Source organism: Rubripirellula reticaptiva (assembly GCF_007860175.1).
In the GTDB taxonomy this organism is placed as follows: Bacteria; Planctomycetota; Planctomycetia; order Pirellulales; family Pirellulaceae; genus Rubripirellula; species Rubripirellula reticaptiva.
Map to the genome: position 1 here is coordinate 1,060,894 of NZ_SJPX01000002.1, position 15,989 is coordinate 1,076,882.

Sequence of the window (15,989 nt, forward strand, 5' to 3'; positions counted from 1 at the left end):
CGAAGTTTGGCGTTTACCAAGATCACGAAGCGCATGTCTAGCGCGTTTTTGGGTTTGCCTCGGCGTCAGTCCCGAAAAAACGGAAACTGTGTGTTTCACGCGACATCCAATCGCACGGGCATTCGAATCAACGTGCTGCGCGTGTTGCGAAACTCGTCAAACGGATCACTCAGGCCGCAGCAAGGGGAACAAGATGACGTCGCGAATCGACTTTTTGTTGGTCAGCAACATGACTAAACGATCGATTCCGATGCCAAGTCCGCCTGCCGGAGGCATTGCGTAGCGAAGGGCTCGAACAAAATCGGTATCCATTTTCGCCATCGAATCTTCGTCGTCTTGGCCTTCCAGTTGAGTCCGAAACAACTCTTCCTGAAGATCGGGATCGTTCAGTTCCGTGTACGCATTGGCCAACTCCATGCCCAGAATGAACAGCTCGAATCGTTCAGCAATTTCCGGATTGTCTTTCTTTCGCTTCGTCAACGGACAAATGCTGGCCGGGTAATCGATCACGAAGATCGGGCCTTCCAACGAGTCTTCGACGGTTTCTTCGAAGATCTCGTTGCGAATCACGTCCGGATGCTTGCCGTCGGTCTTCAGCCGCAGTTTCTTGGCCAGAGCCATCACACCATCTTCGTCCGATGTCTGAACCCCGGTCGCTTTTTCAAACAACTCGGCATAGGTCGCACGTTTGAACGGCGGCGTGAAGTCGACCATCTTGTCGCCAAACGGACGCACATACCCGCCACCGATTTTGTCGATCGCTTCGACAATGATCTTCTCGGTCAATTCCATCATCGACACATAGTCGCCGTACGCTTGGTACAGTTCAATCATCGTGAATTCCGGGTTGTGTCGCGGGCTAATCCCTTCGTTTCGATAGACGCGTCCCATTTCATAAACACGTTCCATGCCACCGACCATCAACCGTTTTAGGTGCAATTCGAGAGCGATCCGCAACACCAACGGCATGTCCAGCGTGTTGTGGTGAGTCTCGAAGGGACGCGCCGCCGCGCCGCCTGCGATCGTATGCAAGGTCGGCCCTTCAACTTCGCAGAAACCTTCGCCGTCAAGCGTCGCACGAATCGACTTGATGATTTTGGTTCGGTCCATGAACGTGTTGATCACGCCATCGTTGAACGCCAAGTCGGCGTACCGCATCCGTTGACGCAGTTCCGGGTTGGTCAAACCAGCATGCTTTTCCGGCGGGACCTCTAGCATCTTGGTGTGAAAAAACAACTGTTCGGCAAAGACCGTCAGTTCACCCGTGTTGGTTCGGCCCAAACGTCCTTCGGCACCGACTAAGTCACCCAGGTCGAACAATTTGGCCAGATCAAAGCCTTCTTCGCCAACTTGGTTTTTCCCGATGAAGATTTGAATCTCACCGGTCCAGTCCTTCAGCGTCAAGAAGATCAGCTTGCCTTGCCCACGCATCAACATGATTCGGCCGGAAACTCGAACCGTCGGCCCGGTTTCTTCACCCGGTCCGTTATCCGTCTTCCATTTTCGATAGTCCAGGCTTTCGTCCGTGAAGTCCGGCAGCGGCACATCGGTACCGTCGGCCTTGGTCCATTTGACGTCCGCGCCAAGCGTTTGGCAGCGGTCGACCAGATCGCGATTGTCGAAACGACAACCGAATGGATCGACGCCACGTTCGACGATTTGACGCATTTTTTCACGACGAGCCACACGGGGATCCGTGCCATCGCCAGGATTCGAGTCGTCACCGGGGGTGTTCGCAGCCGCTTGATTCATGGTTTTCGCTTACAGGACCAATCAAATACAGCACGCCAAAATCACGTGCGAGGCCGGGATTGTCGTTTTCATCGGCCATTTTCGCAAGCCACGGAAAAGCATCCGATCTTGCAACAAAACCTGGCCAGAGCGTAGGCCAGAATTTGTCGACACACATCACGGCGCAAAAACACTTTGCTTGTACCTCCATCGAAATTCGGACCCCAAGGTTCATGCACGAAATCCAGCCCGGCCACGGACCGCCCACAAAACTATCGCGGCAAGCGTCGATCATCGTCCTGGATGCTAGCCCGGTGTCGCTGCTGACCCTCGCAGGGGTACTGGATCACCAAGGTTACGCTTGCGTTTGCGCTCGCAACAACGCCTCGGCCGTTGAAGCACTTTCGATGGGACGCCAAGATTTATTGGTGGCCGATGTTGGCGACGACGCTGCCGAAGTCTTGAAAACGCTACAAAAAATCCGCAGCATTGACTCTTATGAAGAACTGCCAGCCGTGCTGATTGCCGGCAGCCAGTGGGCCGGGCTCGAAAAGAAGACCGAGACCATGCCCCAGGCAACCCGCTGCTTGTTCAAGCCTATCGATCCGCACTCACTGATCGCGGTCGTTGATCAAATCCTATGGATGCCCAATTTGATTGCGGCTCACCGACGTCGCGGCTCAAAACCCAGCCGGCCCGGATGGGTGTCGCTGTAACGGATCGCGGTCACGTATTGACGGCGAATCAACCAATTCTCTATTTCCGTAGCCTGATCAGTTTCCGTAACCTGTTCACTGCCGCTTGCAATCCATTCGCTCGGTCCAAACCCGACATCGCTCCAACCCTACCTAGGAAGCCCTTCCATGTTTCGACGTCTCATTCTCGCCGCCGTCATGATGGCGATGCCCGGCTTTGCCTTTGCCGACGAAATCGTCCGCTACCAGTGCAAAGAGTGGAAAGCGAAGCACGTTCACGACACCAAGAAAGCCGACACGATCGCGGCCACACTCAAGAAACTCGGCTGCGAGCTGCAAAAAGGCCAACACGACGGCCACGTTGACGTCAAATACCGATGTCCCGCGTGGCGTGAACTGAAGCTCGATTCGCATGACGACGCCCACAAGTGGGAAAATTGGCTCAAAGAATACGGCTTTCAAACCGAGCACAAGCATTGAGTTTGCCACTGCAATCGACCGGTGCGATCATCGGCGCTGCGGTGCTTGCCACCAAGGCTGTCCAGCAAATTGGCGAAGTGCTGAGCTTCGACGAAGTGCTGAACTCACCCGCGGTTTCGCAACTCACCGACAATGTCGTGTCGGACCCAAAGGCAATTTTGGAAAAGCTGACCCAGGCGATCAGCGATCGTCTGGCCGAATTTGGACTCGGTGCGAACCCACCCAACCAAATCTCGGTCCTTGCCAATGGCACCATCCAGGTCAACGAAAACCACGAAAATGCCGCAAAAATCGAAGCAACCTTGGCCAATGACCCGGCAATCGCGTCGATCGTCAACGAACTTCGTTCGTCAAGTTTGCCAGGCCCCTGGTCGGTCGACTTGACGAGAACGGCAACGCAAGGGAATATACCTTAAGTCGTTCGGAGGATAAGCGAATGGCTAGCAGGCTGATTCGAAATCAGTTGTCCAGCAATGGATTGCGGGTTCGAGTCCCGTGTCCTCCGCTCTATCGAAACACCCTCAAAAACGCCCAGTTTTTGAGGGTGTTTTCGTTGGCACACGGACGAAAACCGACGGCAAGCCGAAACTTGACTCGTCGTTCATTCGAAGATTGTGTCGGCCGCAGCACCAATGGCCTCCGTGCCAATCAGCTTGACGCGGATCTTGGTTTTTCGATCGTGGGCTGCTGGCCCAGGATGATCCGATTGCTGCGATTGAAGGTTGTGTAGTTCCAACCCCATTGCAACAAGATCAACACCCGGTTTTGGAACTGCACGATCAACATCAAATGGACGAACAGCCAAAGCAGCCAAGCAAAGAATCCACAGAACTGGCGTTTACCGATCTGGGCAACTGCTGCGGCACGGCCAATCGTCGCCATGGTGCCACGATCTTTGTATCGAAACGGCTTGACCGAACGATTATGTTGCGGTGAATTCGACAGACACCGCGCGACGTAGGCTCCCTGTTGGATCGCGACGGCAGCTAAGCCGGGCAACGGCTTGCCGGTTTTGTCCAGACAAGTGGCGATGTCACCGATTGCGTAAATGTTCTCGTGACCGACAATGTTCAATTGGCCGGTGACCGGAAGATGCCCCGCACGATCCGTTTCAACACCACATGCAGCAGCCAGCTTCTTTCCAAGCGGGCTGGCCTGCACGCCGGCGCCCCACAAGACAGTCTCCGTCGGTACAACAAATTCAGTGTCGGAGGTAGCCAATCGTACAAAGCCAGGTGCGATTTCCGTGACCTTTGTGTGCGTATGAACTTCGATTCCCATTGACCGTACTTTCTCGGCCGCACGCTTGCAGAGCTCTTCTGGATAGTGATTGAGCAGGTGCGGTGCGGCTTCGACGATCAGAATCCGAGCGTCTTGCGAATTGATGTGACGAAAGTCTTGCTTGAGTGTGTGGTTGGCGATCTCTGACAACGCACCGGCTAGCTCCACTCCGGTTGGCCCACCGCCCACGATCACAAACGTCAGCATCGCCTTTCGTGCTTCGGGGTCAGGCTCTCGCTCGGCTGTTTCGAAAGCCATGTAGACTCGGCGGCGAATTTCCGTAGCGTCGGCGACCGTCTTCAACCCAGGCGCCAGCGGCCCCCATTCGTCGTGACCGAAGTAACTGTGGGTTGCGCCGGCGGCCAACACGAGCACGTCATAGCGGAGTTCTCCGTCGGCGAGCAACAACCGATTTTCCGCAACGTCAAAACCGGTGACTTCCGCCAACAAGACTTCGCAGTTCGCTTGCTTCCTGACAATTGCACGTATCGGCGTCGCAATGTTCGCAGGCGAAAGTCCGCCCGTGGCGACTTGATAAAGCAGGGGCTGGAAGAGGTGATAGTTGTGTCGATCAACGATCGTTACCCGCACGCGAGATTGATGCAGTCGCTTGGCCGTTTCAAGTCCTCCGAAGCCTCCGCCCACGATGACGACGTGGGGAACAGGCTTTGCGGGATCCGTGATCGTTTCGGGTGACGTCAAACTTCGATTCCAAAGAAGGAAAGCACGGGGGTAATCATGCACTCTGCATGAAGCCGAATTGTATCGCCTACCGTTATGCACGCATGCAAAAAACGTTACTTCCCCAGTTTGTCGACCGCCTGGATCATCGGCCGTTAACGAACTCGATCAGCTTTCCTTCGCCCGATACGAGTGCGGTACTTAGCCCGCCTTCGTCGGCCACGACTTGACCTTGCTCATCTTCGTGAACGTATTGCACTGAAACACGATAGGCGTCCCGTCCCGGCTCGACGGTGTAGACTGCGGGTCGTAGTTCGCCGGTTTGTTGTTCGACGTGTTCGCGTACTTTGGCAATGACTGCGTCTTCCGTAGCAGGTTGCAAACCGGAACGACTGCTGCCTCGGTGGTATGAACGTACCGCGCGCTCTTGATTGTCCCATCGACTGGCAAAATCTCGCGAACGATCGCTGGTCGAGCTGATGCGATCCCTGCGATCACCATGTCCACTTCGGCGATGCAACTGATACCGATCCAGCTCGCGGATCGCTTCGGGGTGCGGATTTTCTTCTGCTACAAACGCCTCGACCTGCTGGATTTCTTCGGCCGTCGGTGGCGGTGGGTCAATCCGAGCCATGCGTTGTGATGCGACTTCCTGCAAAACGGTTTGGCCATTGCCCGCGTCGACACTCTGGACGATCGTTTCGGCCATGGGCTCCCATCGAGGTCCGAAGTGATAGACCGCGTAGTACATCATTTTGGCTTGGGAATCATCAACACCGCCGCAACGACACGCTTCATAAAACATCTTGTGGACGTCTTTCCACGATTGCCGCATTTCATCGCAGCCCACATCGTGCACGACCGAGGCGTTTCGATACTTGCCTTCAAACGGGCCACCGATCACCGACCAAAACGCAGCAGGAATCGACGCTCCGTTGACCACGGATCCGGCTGGCGCAGTCCACTCGCGATTTGCGCTGTCCACATACCGAAACGTGTCACGCAAAACCATGTCGCGACCGTTTTCGGCCCACGACGCAACAATGTCACCTTCGAACCGTCCGAAATCTGCTGAGTCGGACACGGTGGTTGGGTTGCATCCTGCCAAAAACGCGAACGTGCACAAACCGAAGGCAAGAGATAGTCGCATCGTTTCAATCCTTTGAAAGTTGATCTTGATCAAGTACCAAAGATTCGCGACTGAAAACCAGAGAAGAACGCTGAGTTTGACATCGCTGAAAGTGTCGACTGCGTCGGAATCCCGGCGACCAAGCGATTCCAGCGCCCGCAAAACTAGACCGCTTTTGGTTTCGTCTCGACGAGTTCGGGTTGCCCCTCATTTCGATCCACTGCTCCGCTTTCCGACAAAGGATCGGGACCAGTGGTGCCACATTCCACCTCAAATACCATCGCGGCGAGAAAGGTCACCTCGGATTTCGGCCGCGACCGAATAGCTGATGATGCGCGATCCGCTGCAGCCACTGCAACTTTCACTTTAGAAATTCGCGGCGGCCTTGAACGGCGGCAAGATCCGCATCGCACAGCGTTCTGACCCAAAGGTTAGCCGCAGCCACCGCATTTTGAATCGTGTCGCCGCGGAAGCCTCGTAAGAAATCGCTATGCTTCTCCGACACGATCACTTCGACTCCGCTACGAGCAAGCAGATAGCCCAAAAACATTCCCACGGGCCCGCCACCAACGATGCCGCAAGTCGGCTAGGTCGTGCCTGTCATCTTGCTGACGATGTTGACGGGATCGACGGCTAGCTAATTTGAGAACTAGCGAAACAAACGCCATTCCCCGAGAGACCGGTTCATGCAACTTCGGCAACTGCAATCGCGACTGGCATGGTGAACAAGTCAGTGCGTTCGTGCCTTGTCATCACGAACCCAGCGTCCTGCAGCATCTTTTCAAGTGGTATCGGCTGGCAGTCGACGATGTGAGGAAAGTGCGTATGCATCCAAATGTAGGTACGTTCCAACGCACTTTCGCGGTCACCATCTTCGACCGCCGCCATGCTGACCACACCAAGCCGGCCCCCAGGCTTCAAAACTCGTCTGCATTCGGCAAGCACTGCGGGAATCGTGTCGAGTAAAAACAATTCTAACGTGAAGCTCATCGTCACGACGTCAAATGAATCATCGGCGAATGGCAAAGGTGGGGCCGCCTGGACAACCAGATCCACACGGTCTGCACAATCGGCTTCACGAACTCGCTTCATCGCCACATCTCGCATCCCAGGCGAAATGTCGATGCCGCTCACCTTGCCGTGCTCGCCCACCGCGTCAGCCAATGTCACGACCGAATGGCCCGTGCCGAAGCCAACTTCAAGCACCGATTCACCGGGCTGGACAGCCAGCAACTCCAATCCCTTTTCGCGCGCCACATGTTCGCCACCATCGGCAATCAAATCGTAGACGTGGCTAATACGATCGTAAAAATGTTGTGTCGGATTGGATGTCATCGATGAACTTTTTTATCGAACAGGTTCCGAGATAGGCGGCAGAATTGCAATATACGGTGCACCGTCATGGACGTGCCACGACTACATCACCCCTGTTTGTCGCACGATCGGCAAAAGTGGTCAAAACAAAGTCAAGCAGCGGTAGAATTGCATAAACCGAATGCTCTAAACTAAGCTTTAAACCATACTCTCGATAACAAGTTTGGCGAATAACATGAACAACAACACCACTGAATTCGTCACGTCCGAGTGTCCCAGCGGTCATCGCGTGCGTGGCGATCTTGGCTGGCTGAACCGCCAAGTAAGATGTCCGCACTGCCACGCAGAGTTCGTTTTCAGACGCCCGGATTCTCAAGCGGCACATGTCGTTGCCGTTCAACCGACCCAGGAATCGGATGGTAAGGATTTGAAAAGACCGGGCGACTGGGCAAGCGAGACCGGTGTGATGCGGATTCTTGGTGATTATGTCCCACCACCTCCGAAGGAATCCCGACGTTGTGGTGAGTGTGGGACGACTTATCCCGCGGGAGTGACAACGTGCGAAAACTGCAACTGTGATCTATTGCCGGCCAAAGGTGATGCCAAATCGACGTCCCAGGGTGAATCGACCGACGAGCGTCCGACGCCGATCGATTTTCGCGAAGTCGACAAAGTTGCCTTTGACGACGTGATCGTTCGGCGAGTGATTCGGCCGCGCCGCGAAATCGCTTTTCTGGACATCAACGACTCGGTGGACCAGATGCGAAAACAAGTGCGAGAATCAATGCACTCGCGTTATCCCGTCTGTGATCATTCGCTCGACAAAATGTTGGGCGTCGTCCACATCAAAGACATCTTGGTTGCCGAGAGCGACGGATTTGATATCCATTCAATCCTGGAAAAACCTGACCAGATTCCCGATAGCACTCCGGTAAGCAAGGTGCTGCAGCACTTTCAAAAAGAAGGCGTGCCGATGGCATTCGTGCTTGACGAATACGAGAACCTGATCGGTATCGTGACCTTGAAAGACGTGCTATCCAAACTCGCTCGCCTAAAGTCCTAGGCAAAACTTTTAGGATTAGGTCTAAATCAGTGTGTGCCAGCTGAGTGCTCAGATATTCCAATAGCTTGAGCGATTTGCAGGTGTCGGTTGCCGTTGTTGACGATAGACCTGTGGCGAAGCTTGTGGAAAGGCGGGCGGCAACGACGGCTGTTCGATTTGCTGGCGGTCGCTTGGTGATTGCAACGGATTGCCCGGTGCAGCGAAACCTAGTGGCGGCACTCCCGGATTCCTCCCACTTTCGCTGTACTGATATCCGTACCGTCCGCCATTTTGAGCGCCGGGCCAAGAGCCATGACCTCCGCCATGACGGCACGATCCGCTGTGCGAGTGGCGACGATGCACAGGCTGTGAAGACCGGGATTGATCGTACGGCGGCATCCCCATCGCCTGGTTTTGCATTGGCTGGCTTTGCTGCGGTGCACCGTAGCCTGCTTGGGCGCGAGCACCATAAACATCGCCATACATTCGGGACGACCAAGGATCGGGATTGTCGCCGCCAAAGGCTGAACCAGTCGGCGGATGCGAGTGCTGACAGTCTCCATCACAAGCTCCGCCTGGACTGACCTGCGCGGAAACCACGGCGGCTGGTGAGAGCAGACAGCAGGCAACTAAGAATCGAATGCACATTTCCTATCTCCGTTTGGGAACAACAGTTTGCAAACGGACTGTTCGGTTGCCGGCGTCAGAAGTCAATGTTGTCGAACTCCGAAATCAGTTTTCATCATGTGGGGTCGTTGACATAGTGATTCATAGCGAACGTTGACACCTTGTGAAGACGCGCCGAGGCGAATGTGCCGTGAAACACAGACTCGAATTCAATCGGGGCATTTTTCCCCACTGTGACTTTTGTCCCCGGCCGCATCGGACGATCGAGTTTTGCAAAACCGCTAGATGCAAGTTGCATCACGCGAGAACAACCCTCTTTTACGGAGCAACTCGCCATCCGATTGCAGGCAAGGAGTTTCAATCAATCGATTGGCACAGCGAGTGCTTAATCGTGACCTGTCGGTTGTTCGTGACGTGTGGTTGCGACTGACAGAGTCCATCACGAGAGGTGTTGCCATGAATCTGTTTGCTGCCGATTTAGAAGTTGACCAAGACGCAGCCCGAGGCTCAGCGTCAGATCCAACACCGGATCAAATTCGCACTCGCGCAGCTGCCGTCCGTCAACGCTGGAGCGACGCACAGCGAAAACGACGCCTCGTCCCTCTGGTCACCGCTTGGCTTCCGCCGTTGGTCCATGTCGCTGATGTGGCGGCCAACATATCGCAATCCAATTGAACGGACACCGTTCTTAACACCAACTGCAATTCACTCCTTCAAGGAATCCAAAATGAAACGTAGACGATCCAAAACCATTGCTGCCTTGATTGCGGCACCGCTGACGATCGCGGCAACCGGACTATTGATTGCGGCTTCTCCCGCAACGCACTCGGTCAAGCCAATCGCTACTGCTCGGCCGCTAGAGGTTTCGCCGGAAACACTCAACGTAGCCAACTCGCTTTCGGAGGCGTTCCGCAACGTTGCGACCCACGTCTTGCCATCCGTTGTTGCGATTGAGAACCGGCCTGACACTTCTTGGCAAGCGAAGAAGCCCGCAATGAACGACGACTCGCTCGGCCAGCCCAACCCCTTCAAGGGCACTCCGTTCGAAGACATGTTTCGGGGCCAGTCGGGAATGCGGGGAATGACTCCGCAAGCACCTCGCTCGCAAGCCGGAATCGGCTCGGGCGTGATCATTGACTCGGCCGGTATCGTACTGACCAACAACCACGTCGTCGAAGGTGGCGGCAAGGTCATCGTGCGAACTCAAGACGGACGCGAGTTCGTTGCGACCGAAGTTCTAACGGATCCCAAGACCGACATTGCCGTTGTCAAATTCAACGGAGACCCAAGCTTGGTTGCTGCCGCGATTGGCGATAGCGACACGATGGCGGTGGGCGACTGGGTCGTGGCCCTCGGTCAACCGTTTGGATTGGAAAGCACCGTTACAGCAGGGATCGTCAGTGCAAAAAATCGAGGCATCGGCATTACCGACCGCGAGAACTTTATCCAAACCGACGCGGCGATCAATCCAGGTAACAGCGGCGGACCATTGGTGAACCTTCGTGGCGAGGTGATCGGAATCAACACAGCGATTTCCTCACGCGGCGGCGGCAACAACGGCGTCGGCTTTGCCGTGCCATCGAATTTGGCTTACTGGGTTAGCAACCAGTTGGTGACGTCCGGAAAAGTCCAACGATCGTACCTGGGTGTTGCGATCCAACCGGTGAGCTATGAATTGGCCACGCAGCTTGGTGTTCCACCACGCAGCGGAGTCGCGGTGACGAGTGTGATGACTGGCACGCCTGCTGAAAAATCAGGTCTCAAAGTAGGTGACGTGATCATGAAGTTGGCTGGCCATGCCGTGACAACGCCTCAGCAATTGCAATTGGCGGTCGAGCGATCGACGGTTGGTCAAACTTCACCGATCAGCATCGTCCGAGACGGAAAGGCAATGGAGCTGACCTATCACGCTGAATCGGTGCCCGGTGACTTTGGCGTTAGCGTCAGCCCCAAAAAAGATTCCGACGGCGTGAAGATGCAGACACTCGGGCTTGAAATCGCTCCGCTAACCAAGGACGTTGCCAAACAACTTGGTATGACAAAACAAGCGGGTGTCGTGATCACGGCTGTGCAAGATGGCAGTTCGGCTGCGGAGGCTGGTTTGGCGCCCGGCATGGTGATCTCGCAAGTCAATCGCCAGGACGTCACAACCGCAGAGGACTTTGCCAAGATCGTCAAAACAGACGCGGACGGATCGATTCTTCTATTAGTCCGCGGCGAAAACGGATCACGCTTTGTCGTCGTGACGAACTGATGATCTTGCCGACCGCTAGGATGCGATGACAAAGTTGAGCTAAACGCGGCCAGTGTTCGTTCTATAATGAGCACTGGCCGTTCTATTTTCTCGGCGGCAGCCCACGACGGTGAACCAACCAAAATGAAACTCGCTGCAAAATTAATTCTGATCTTCATGCTTGGCGTTCTTGCTATCGTGTCGTTGTTCACCTGGCAAACGATTCGGAGTCAACGCGTGTGGGAGCACCAGAGCCGCGAGGCACACGCCGATGATCTGGTGACGGCTCTAAAACCGGCCATCGAAACCGCGTATCGTGATGGCGGAACGGTGACGATTCAAAAAGCAATCGAATACTCCACTCGTAACCTTGATCGTACGCCGATGCGATGGGTTGACGGTCGCGAAGTTCCATCAACCGGGACACAACTAACATCTCGCGAAATTTCCAGCGTCTCGATCACCGACCAGAACGGAACACGAACGGCCTATTCCTACGTGCCACTAAAAATCGACGGCGACGACGCGGGAGCCGTCGAAGTGGCACAAACGATGATCGATCACGACGCACATGCTCGTGATTCATTGCTGGCGTCGATCGTATCGTTGCTTGGTGTCACTTTGTTTTCAGCAGGCGTGATCTATGCTGGTGGAGTGCAAATGGTTGCCAAACCACTTGGCAAGTTGATCGACCAAGTCAACACCATCGGCGAGGGCAAGCTTGCTCAGCCACCAGCGATTTCGACCAACGATGAACTCGGGCGTTTAGCCGTCGCAATCAGTCAAATGAGCCATCGACTAAGCGAACAACAGAACGCGATTCGCCACACAGATCGTTTGGGCACTGTCGGAACACTGGCCGCCGGAATGGCGCACGAACTGGGCACGCCACTGAACGTTGTATCGGGCCGCGCCGGTTTGATCGCGAGTGGTAGACTGTCCCCCGACGAAATTGAGTCGAGCGCCCAAGTCATCAAGAAAGAAGCCGATCGTATGACGGCGATTATTCGACAGTTGCTCGACTTTGCTCGGCAAGCTCCTTCGGCTCGCACGTCGGTCGACTTGAACGAGGTCGCGATCCTAACCTGCGAACTGATGAAGCCGCTGGCTCAAAAGTCCGCCGTCGAATTGCAACTAAACCTTGACGACGAACCAATTCACGTCATCGGTGACCCGGCACAATTGCAACAGGTTATTTCCAACCTAATCGTCAACGCGATTCAAGCGATGCCCGAAGGTGGCACAGTCAACGTCGCACTGGACCGAGACGGCGAACTAGCAAAACTTACCGTGGCCGACACCGGGACCGGCATCGAACATGAGAACATCGGACACGTGTTCGAGCCATTTTTCACAACCAAAGATGTTGGCCAAGGAACGGGACTTGGTTTGTCGATCGCCTATGGGATCGTTCGCGATCATGGCGGCGAAATCAACGTTGATAGCAACGAAGGATGTGGCACGACCTTTCGATTAACGTTTCCAACTGCGTCATGACACAGGCTGCCCGCTTGTGCGTTTTCAATCCATCCCGACTGGCAGCCCAAACTGCGGTGACGAAAGACATCTGATGAAAGACGAGCAAACCACCCCACGAGTCCTGATCGTTGACGATGAACAAAGCATGTGCGAGCTGATCGAAACCGATTTGCGACTGCGTGACATCGACAGCCAATGGTGTCAGTCTGCCACAGCCGCGGTCGATGCAATGCAACAACAGGATTTTGACGTCGTGCTAACCGATGTTCGGATGCCAGGCAGCAGCGGACTGCAACTGTGCCAACAACTCACGGAACTTCGACCAGACATCCCCGTGATCGTGATGACGGCTTTTGGAACACTTGAAACCGCCGTCGCAGCCATCCGCTCGGGTGCCTACGACTTCATCACCAAACCTATCGAAATGGACTTGCTTTCGATCACGCTCAACCGTGCGATAACCCATCGGCGATTGACCGAGCAAGTACGGTTGCTGGAAGCAGCATCGGGGGACCTGAAGTCGTTCGGCGAAGTCATTGGGCAAAGCGACACGATGCTGAGGCTTTATGACCAGCTTCATCAAGTAGCCCAGTCCGATGCCGCCGTCTTGATTACCGGCGAAAGCGGTACCGGCAAGGAACTTGTGGCCCGATCGATCCACGCCAATAGTCGTCGCAGCAAAAAGCCGTTCGTCGCGGTCAACTGTGCTGCATTGTCCGAACACTTGTTAGAGAGCGAATTGTTTGGGCACGTCAAAGGAGCGTTCACGGACGCGCGAGGCGAGCGGCGAGGATTGTTCTTGGAAGCCAACGGCGGCACGTTGCTGTTAGACGAGATGGGTGAAATGCCGGTGTCGATGCAAGTCAAATTGCTACGAGCGCTGGAAGAACGCAAAGTCCGGCCAGTTGGCAGTGACAAAGAATCACCATTCGATGTACGAGTCCTAACCGCGACCAACCGCGACCTTGAAACCGCAGTCGCCGAAGAACGTTTCCGCGAAGACCTTTACTACCGTATCAACGTGATCGGACTCGAACTTCCGCCCCTGCGTTCACGCGGCACCGACATTTTGAGACTCGCCGAACACTTCCTGCGGCGTTTCGCTGAACGCGAAAACAAACCACTCGAAGGGCTCGCCGATGGAGTCGCAGAAAAACTGCTTAGCTACTCTTGGCCCGGCAACGTGCGTGAACTTCGCAATGTGATCGAACGAGCGGTTGCACTAACTCGCCACACAAAAATCACGGCAGAGGATCTTCCGGAGAAAATCCGCAACTTCAAATCTGGCACGGTTTTCATCGGGGGGCTCGACCCGACTGAACTTGTTTCGATGGAAGAAATCGAACGCCGCTACATCGCGCACGTCGTCGAAGCCGTCGGAGGCAACCAAACCCAAGCCGCCCGCATCCTTGGCCTCGATCGCAAAACGATCTACCGAAAACTGAAGGACTCGGCCGATTGAGCCGTTGAATGCAAGAACGAATTTAGGACTTCTAATGTTGCTTCGCGACCAGTTGTCTCGTAGCATGGTCTTCATGTTCCGAACGACACTGCATCTATTGCTGATCGCCGCGTTGCTGGCTTGCCCAGTGCGGTGCTTTGCGCATTCGGTGGCGTCGCTTGCTGATGGCAACGTTCAGACCAAGGGATGCTCCTGCTGCGATGCGTGCGACACCGGTTCGGACGCGAGCGAAGAGTCCGGCGATTTCCCTGATGACGGGTGCAATTGCCAAGACTGCATCTGCAAGGGTGCGATCACTCAAAATGATGGCGAGGCATTCGCGACGGCTGATGTTGAATTCAGCGTCTTCCTTGCCTCCATCGAATTTCCGCTCTCGCGGATCTCGACTCAGAGCGCCGGATCGAACTTCGATCACCTAAACACATCGGGGTATCTTAGTGGCCGCGATGCGCGAATTGCGCACCAATCTTTGCTGATTTAAATCAGCCTCTTCTTTTGACAATTTAACGTTGTCAGATCTCTCAGCTTGACTCAACCGACGTGTTTGCTGCGCGGTGCCGTGGCGTAGGCTTCCAACCTGCGTTGATATGCATGCCCATGCTGGAAGCCTAAGTCAAGCTGTCTCTCCCCTCAATCCATACCAACCTTAGCTCACAACCAACCATGCTGCTTCCCTGGGAATACGGAGTTCGCAATCTGGCCCGTCGGCCGGTGCGAACCGCACTGACGCTGGTCGCACTAGCGACCGTCGTGATGCTAGTGTTTGTTGTGGTCGGATTCATTCGTGGACTAGAACAATCCCTTGCTGTCAGCGGAGATAAGCAAGTCGTGCTGGTCTATTCCGTCACGTCGGAAGAGAACATTGAGAACTCGTCGATCCTTGCCCAAACTCCATCGTTGTTGACAGCAAGTTTGAACACAGCGGTGAGACGGTTCGGAGTCACGCACGTTTCGCCGGAACTGTATTTAGGCACACGAGTGAAGACGGACGAAGGCGATGGTGGGCTGGGCCTGGTCCGTGGCGTGACGCTGTCCGCACCCCTTGTTCGCCGGTCCGTCAAACTGATCGAGGGCGGATGGCCTGGCGAAGGACAAGTCATCGTGGGACGGTTAGTTGCCGCAAAACTTGGCAGTTCAGACGAATCATTGTTGGTCGGAAAAAGCATTTGGTTTGAAGGAAAGGAATGGAAGATCAGTGGCCGTTTTGCTGCAGGGGGTGCGGCCTATGAATCAGAGATTTGGTGCAAGCTTGGCGACTTTCAATCGACCACCAAACGGCAGGACCTGAGCTTGGTTGCGATGCTATTGTCGCCGGGTGGGTCTGCGGCGGAAGTCCAATTGTTCTGCAAAGAACGCAACGATTTGGAACTAAGGGCGATCCGAGAAACCGACTACTACGCGTCGTTGCAGCAGCACTACAAACCAGTCCGACTACTGGCTTGGTTCGTCGTTGCGTTAGTGTCCGCTGCGGGTATCTTCGCAGGTTTGAACATGATGTACGGCGCGGTTGCAGGTCGAAATCGTGAAATCGCGACGCTGCAGGCGATCGGATATCGACGACGCGCAATCTTGGCCAGCTTGGTGCAAGAAGGAGTTTTATTGGCGGCGGCTGGTTCGCTGCTGTCAGGTGTGATCGCACTGACGATGCTGAACGGCATTGCGGTTCGGTTCACGATGGGTGCGTTCACTTTACGCATCGACAGTGTCGCAATTTTAATCGGTTGCGGTGTTGGATTGTTGTTGGGTGTCGTGGGTGCGTTGCCACCGGCGCTGAAAGCGTTGCGAGCAGAAGTCGCAACCAGTTTAAAGGCAGTTTAGTTTCTCGTGGAGTTTTG

16 protein-coding genes and 1 tRNA gene are annotated in these 15,989 nt (G+C 55.0%); 11 read left to right on the top strand and 6 right to left on the bottom strand.

Annotated elements, in window-relative coordinates:
• Positions 1 to 165: 165 nt before the first annotated feature.
• Positions 166 to 1,752, bottom strand: a complete 1,587-nt coding sequence (gene lysS, locus Poly59_RS10165; protein WP_146533943.1) for a lysine--tRNA ligase — start codon at positions 1,750 to 1,752, stop codon at positions 166 to 168.
• A gap of 212 nt (positions 1,753 to 1,964) precedes the next feature.
• Between lysS and Poly59_RS29330 the strand changes: the two genes are divergently transcribed.
• From Poly59_RS29330 to Poly59_RS10185, 4 genes are all read left to right on the top strand, one after another.
• Positions 1,965 to 2,447: a response regulator gene (locus Poly59_RS29330; protein ID WP_186776138.1), complete on the top strand. Its 483-nt coding sequence runs from the start codon at positions 1,965 to 1,967 to the stop codon at positions 2,445 to 2,447.
• A gap of 147 nt (positions 2,448 to 2,594) precedes the next feature.
• On the top strand, positions 2,595 to 2,906 hold the full coding sequence (locus Poly59_RS10175; RefSeq protein WP_146533945.1) for a hypothetical protein: 312 nt from the start codon (positions 2,595 to 2,597) through the stop codon (positions 2,904 to 2,906).
• Positions 2,903 to 3,322: a hypothetical protein gene (locus Poly59_RS10180; protein WP_146533946.1), complete on the top strand. Its 420-nt coding sequence runs from the start codon at positions 2,903 to 2,905 to the stop codon at positions 3,320 to 3,322. Before Poly59_RS10175 ends, Poly59_RS10180 begins: the two co-directional genes overlap by 4 nt.
• Before the next feature lie 7 nt (positions 3,323 to 3,329).
• Positions 3,330 to 3,411: transfer RNA gene (locus tag Poly59_RS10185), tRNA-Ser, on the top strand.
• 143 nt (positions 3,412 to 3,554) lie between these two features.
• On the opposite strand, the gene Poly59_RS10190 is transcribed toward Poly59_RS10185, so the two are convergent.
• The 4 genes from Poly59_RS10190 to Poly59_RS10205 all read right to left on the bottom strand — a co-directional run bounded on the left by Poly59_RS10190 (position 3,555) and on the right by Poly59_RS10205 (position 7,332).
• On the bottom strand, positions 3,555 to 4,889 hold the full coding sequence (locus tag Poly59_RS10190) for an NAD(P)/FAD-dependent oxidoreductase (protein ID WP_246151531.1): 1,335 nt from the start codon (positions 4,887 to 4,889) through the stop codon (positions 3,555 to 3,557).
• Between the two features lie 124 nt (positions 4,890 to 5,013).
• Positions 5,014 to 6,018, bottom strand: a complete 1,005-nt coding sequence (locus Poly59_RS10195) for a DUF1353 domain-containing protein (protein WP_146533947.1) — start codon at positions 6,016 to 6,018, stop codon at positions 5,014 to 5,016.
• A 340-nt stretch (positions 6,019 to 6,358) separates the two neighbouring features.
• Complete coding sequence (locus Poly59_RS10200) at positions 6,359 to 6,571, bottom strand: FAD-dependent monooxygenase (RefSeq protein WP_261343492.1); 213 nt, start codon at positions 6,569 to 6,571, stop codon at positions 6,359 to 6,361.
• Positions 6,572 to 6,681: 110 nt separating this feature from the next.
• A complete protein-coding gene (locus Poly59_RS10205) occupies positions 6,682 to 7,332 on the bottom strand; it encodes a class I SAM-dependent methyltransferase (RefSeq protein ID WP_146533948.1) in 651 nt (216 codons plus the stop codon).
• A 214-nt stretch (positions 7,333 to 7,546) separates the two neighbouring features.
• On the opposite strand from Poly59_RS10205, the gene Poly59_RS10210 reads away from it, so the two are divergent.
• Positions 7,547 to 8,374 carry a CBS domain-containing protein gene (locus Poly59_RS10210; protein ID WP_146533949.1) on the top strand — a complete coding sequence of 276 codons (828 nt, stop codon included), beginning with the start codon at positions 7,547 to 7,549 and terminating at the stop codon, positions 8,372 to 8,374.
• Positions 8,375 to 8,422: 48 nt separating this feature from the next.
• Here the strand turns inward: Poly59_RS10210 and Poly59_RS10215 are convergent, their stop codons facing one another.
• The gene (locus tag Poly59_RS10215) at positions 8,423 to 9,001 is read right to left on the bottom strand and encodes a hypothetical protein (RefSeq protein ID WP_146533950.1); all 579 of its coding nucleotides are present in this window, start codon (positions 8,999 to 9,001) and stop codon (positions 8,423 to 8,425) included.
• 435 nt (positions 9,002 to 9,436) lie between these two features.
• On the opposite strand from Poly59_RS10215, the gene Poly59_RS29335 reads away from it, so the two are divergent.
• The 6 genes from Poly59_RS29335 to Poly59_RS10240 all read left to right on the top strand — a co-directional run bounded on the left by Poly59_RS29335 (position 9,437) and on the right by Poly59_RS10240 (position 15,972).
• Positions 9,437 to 9,655, top strand: a complete 219-nt coding sequence (locus tag Poly59_RS29335; protein ID WP_186776139.1) for a hypothetical protein — start codon at positions 9,437 to 9,439, stop codon at positions 9,653 to 9,655.
• A gap of 52 nt (positions 9,656 to 9,707) precedes the next feature.
• Positions 9,708 to 11,234 carry a Do family serine endopeptidase gene (locus Poly59_RS10220; RefSeq protein WP_186776140.1) on the top strand — a complete coding sequence of 509 codons (1,527 nt, stop codon included), beginning with the start codon at positions 9,708 to 9,710 and terminating at the stop codon, positions 11,232 to 11,234.
• Positions 11,235 to 11,357: 123 nt separating this feature from the next.
• Positions 11,358 to 12,710, top strand: coding sequence for a sensor histidine kinase (locus tag Poly59_RS10225; RefSeq protein WP_186776141.1), 1,353 nt, complete (start codon positions 11,358 to 11,360; stop codon positions 12,708 to 12,710).
• 73 nt (positions 12,711 to 12,783) lie between these two features.
• Entirely contained in the window at positions 12,784 to 14,154 is a 1,371-nt protein-coding gene (locus tag Poly59_RS10230; protein WP_146533953.1) for a sigma-54-dependent transcriptional regulator, read from the top strand.
• A gap of 34 nt (positions 14,155 to 14,188) precedes the next feature.
• Positions 14,189 to 14,635, top strand: a complete 447-nt coding sequence (locus tag Poly59_RS10235; protein ID WP_146533954.1) for a hypothetical protein — start codon at positions 14,189 to 14,191, stop codon at positions 14,633 to 14,635.
• Between the two features lie 182 nt (positions 14,636 to 14,817).
• Positions 14,818 to 15,972, top strand: coding sequence for an ABC transporter permease (locus tag Poly59_RS10240; RefSeq protein WP_146533955.1), 1,155 nt, complete (start codon positions 14,818 to 14,820; stop codon positions 15,970 to 15,972).
• Positions 15,973 to 15,989 lie beyond the last annotated feature (17 nt).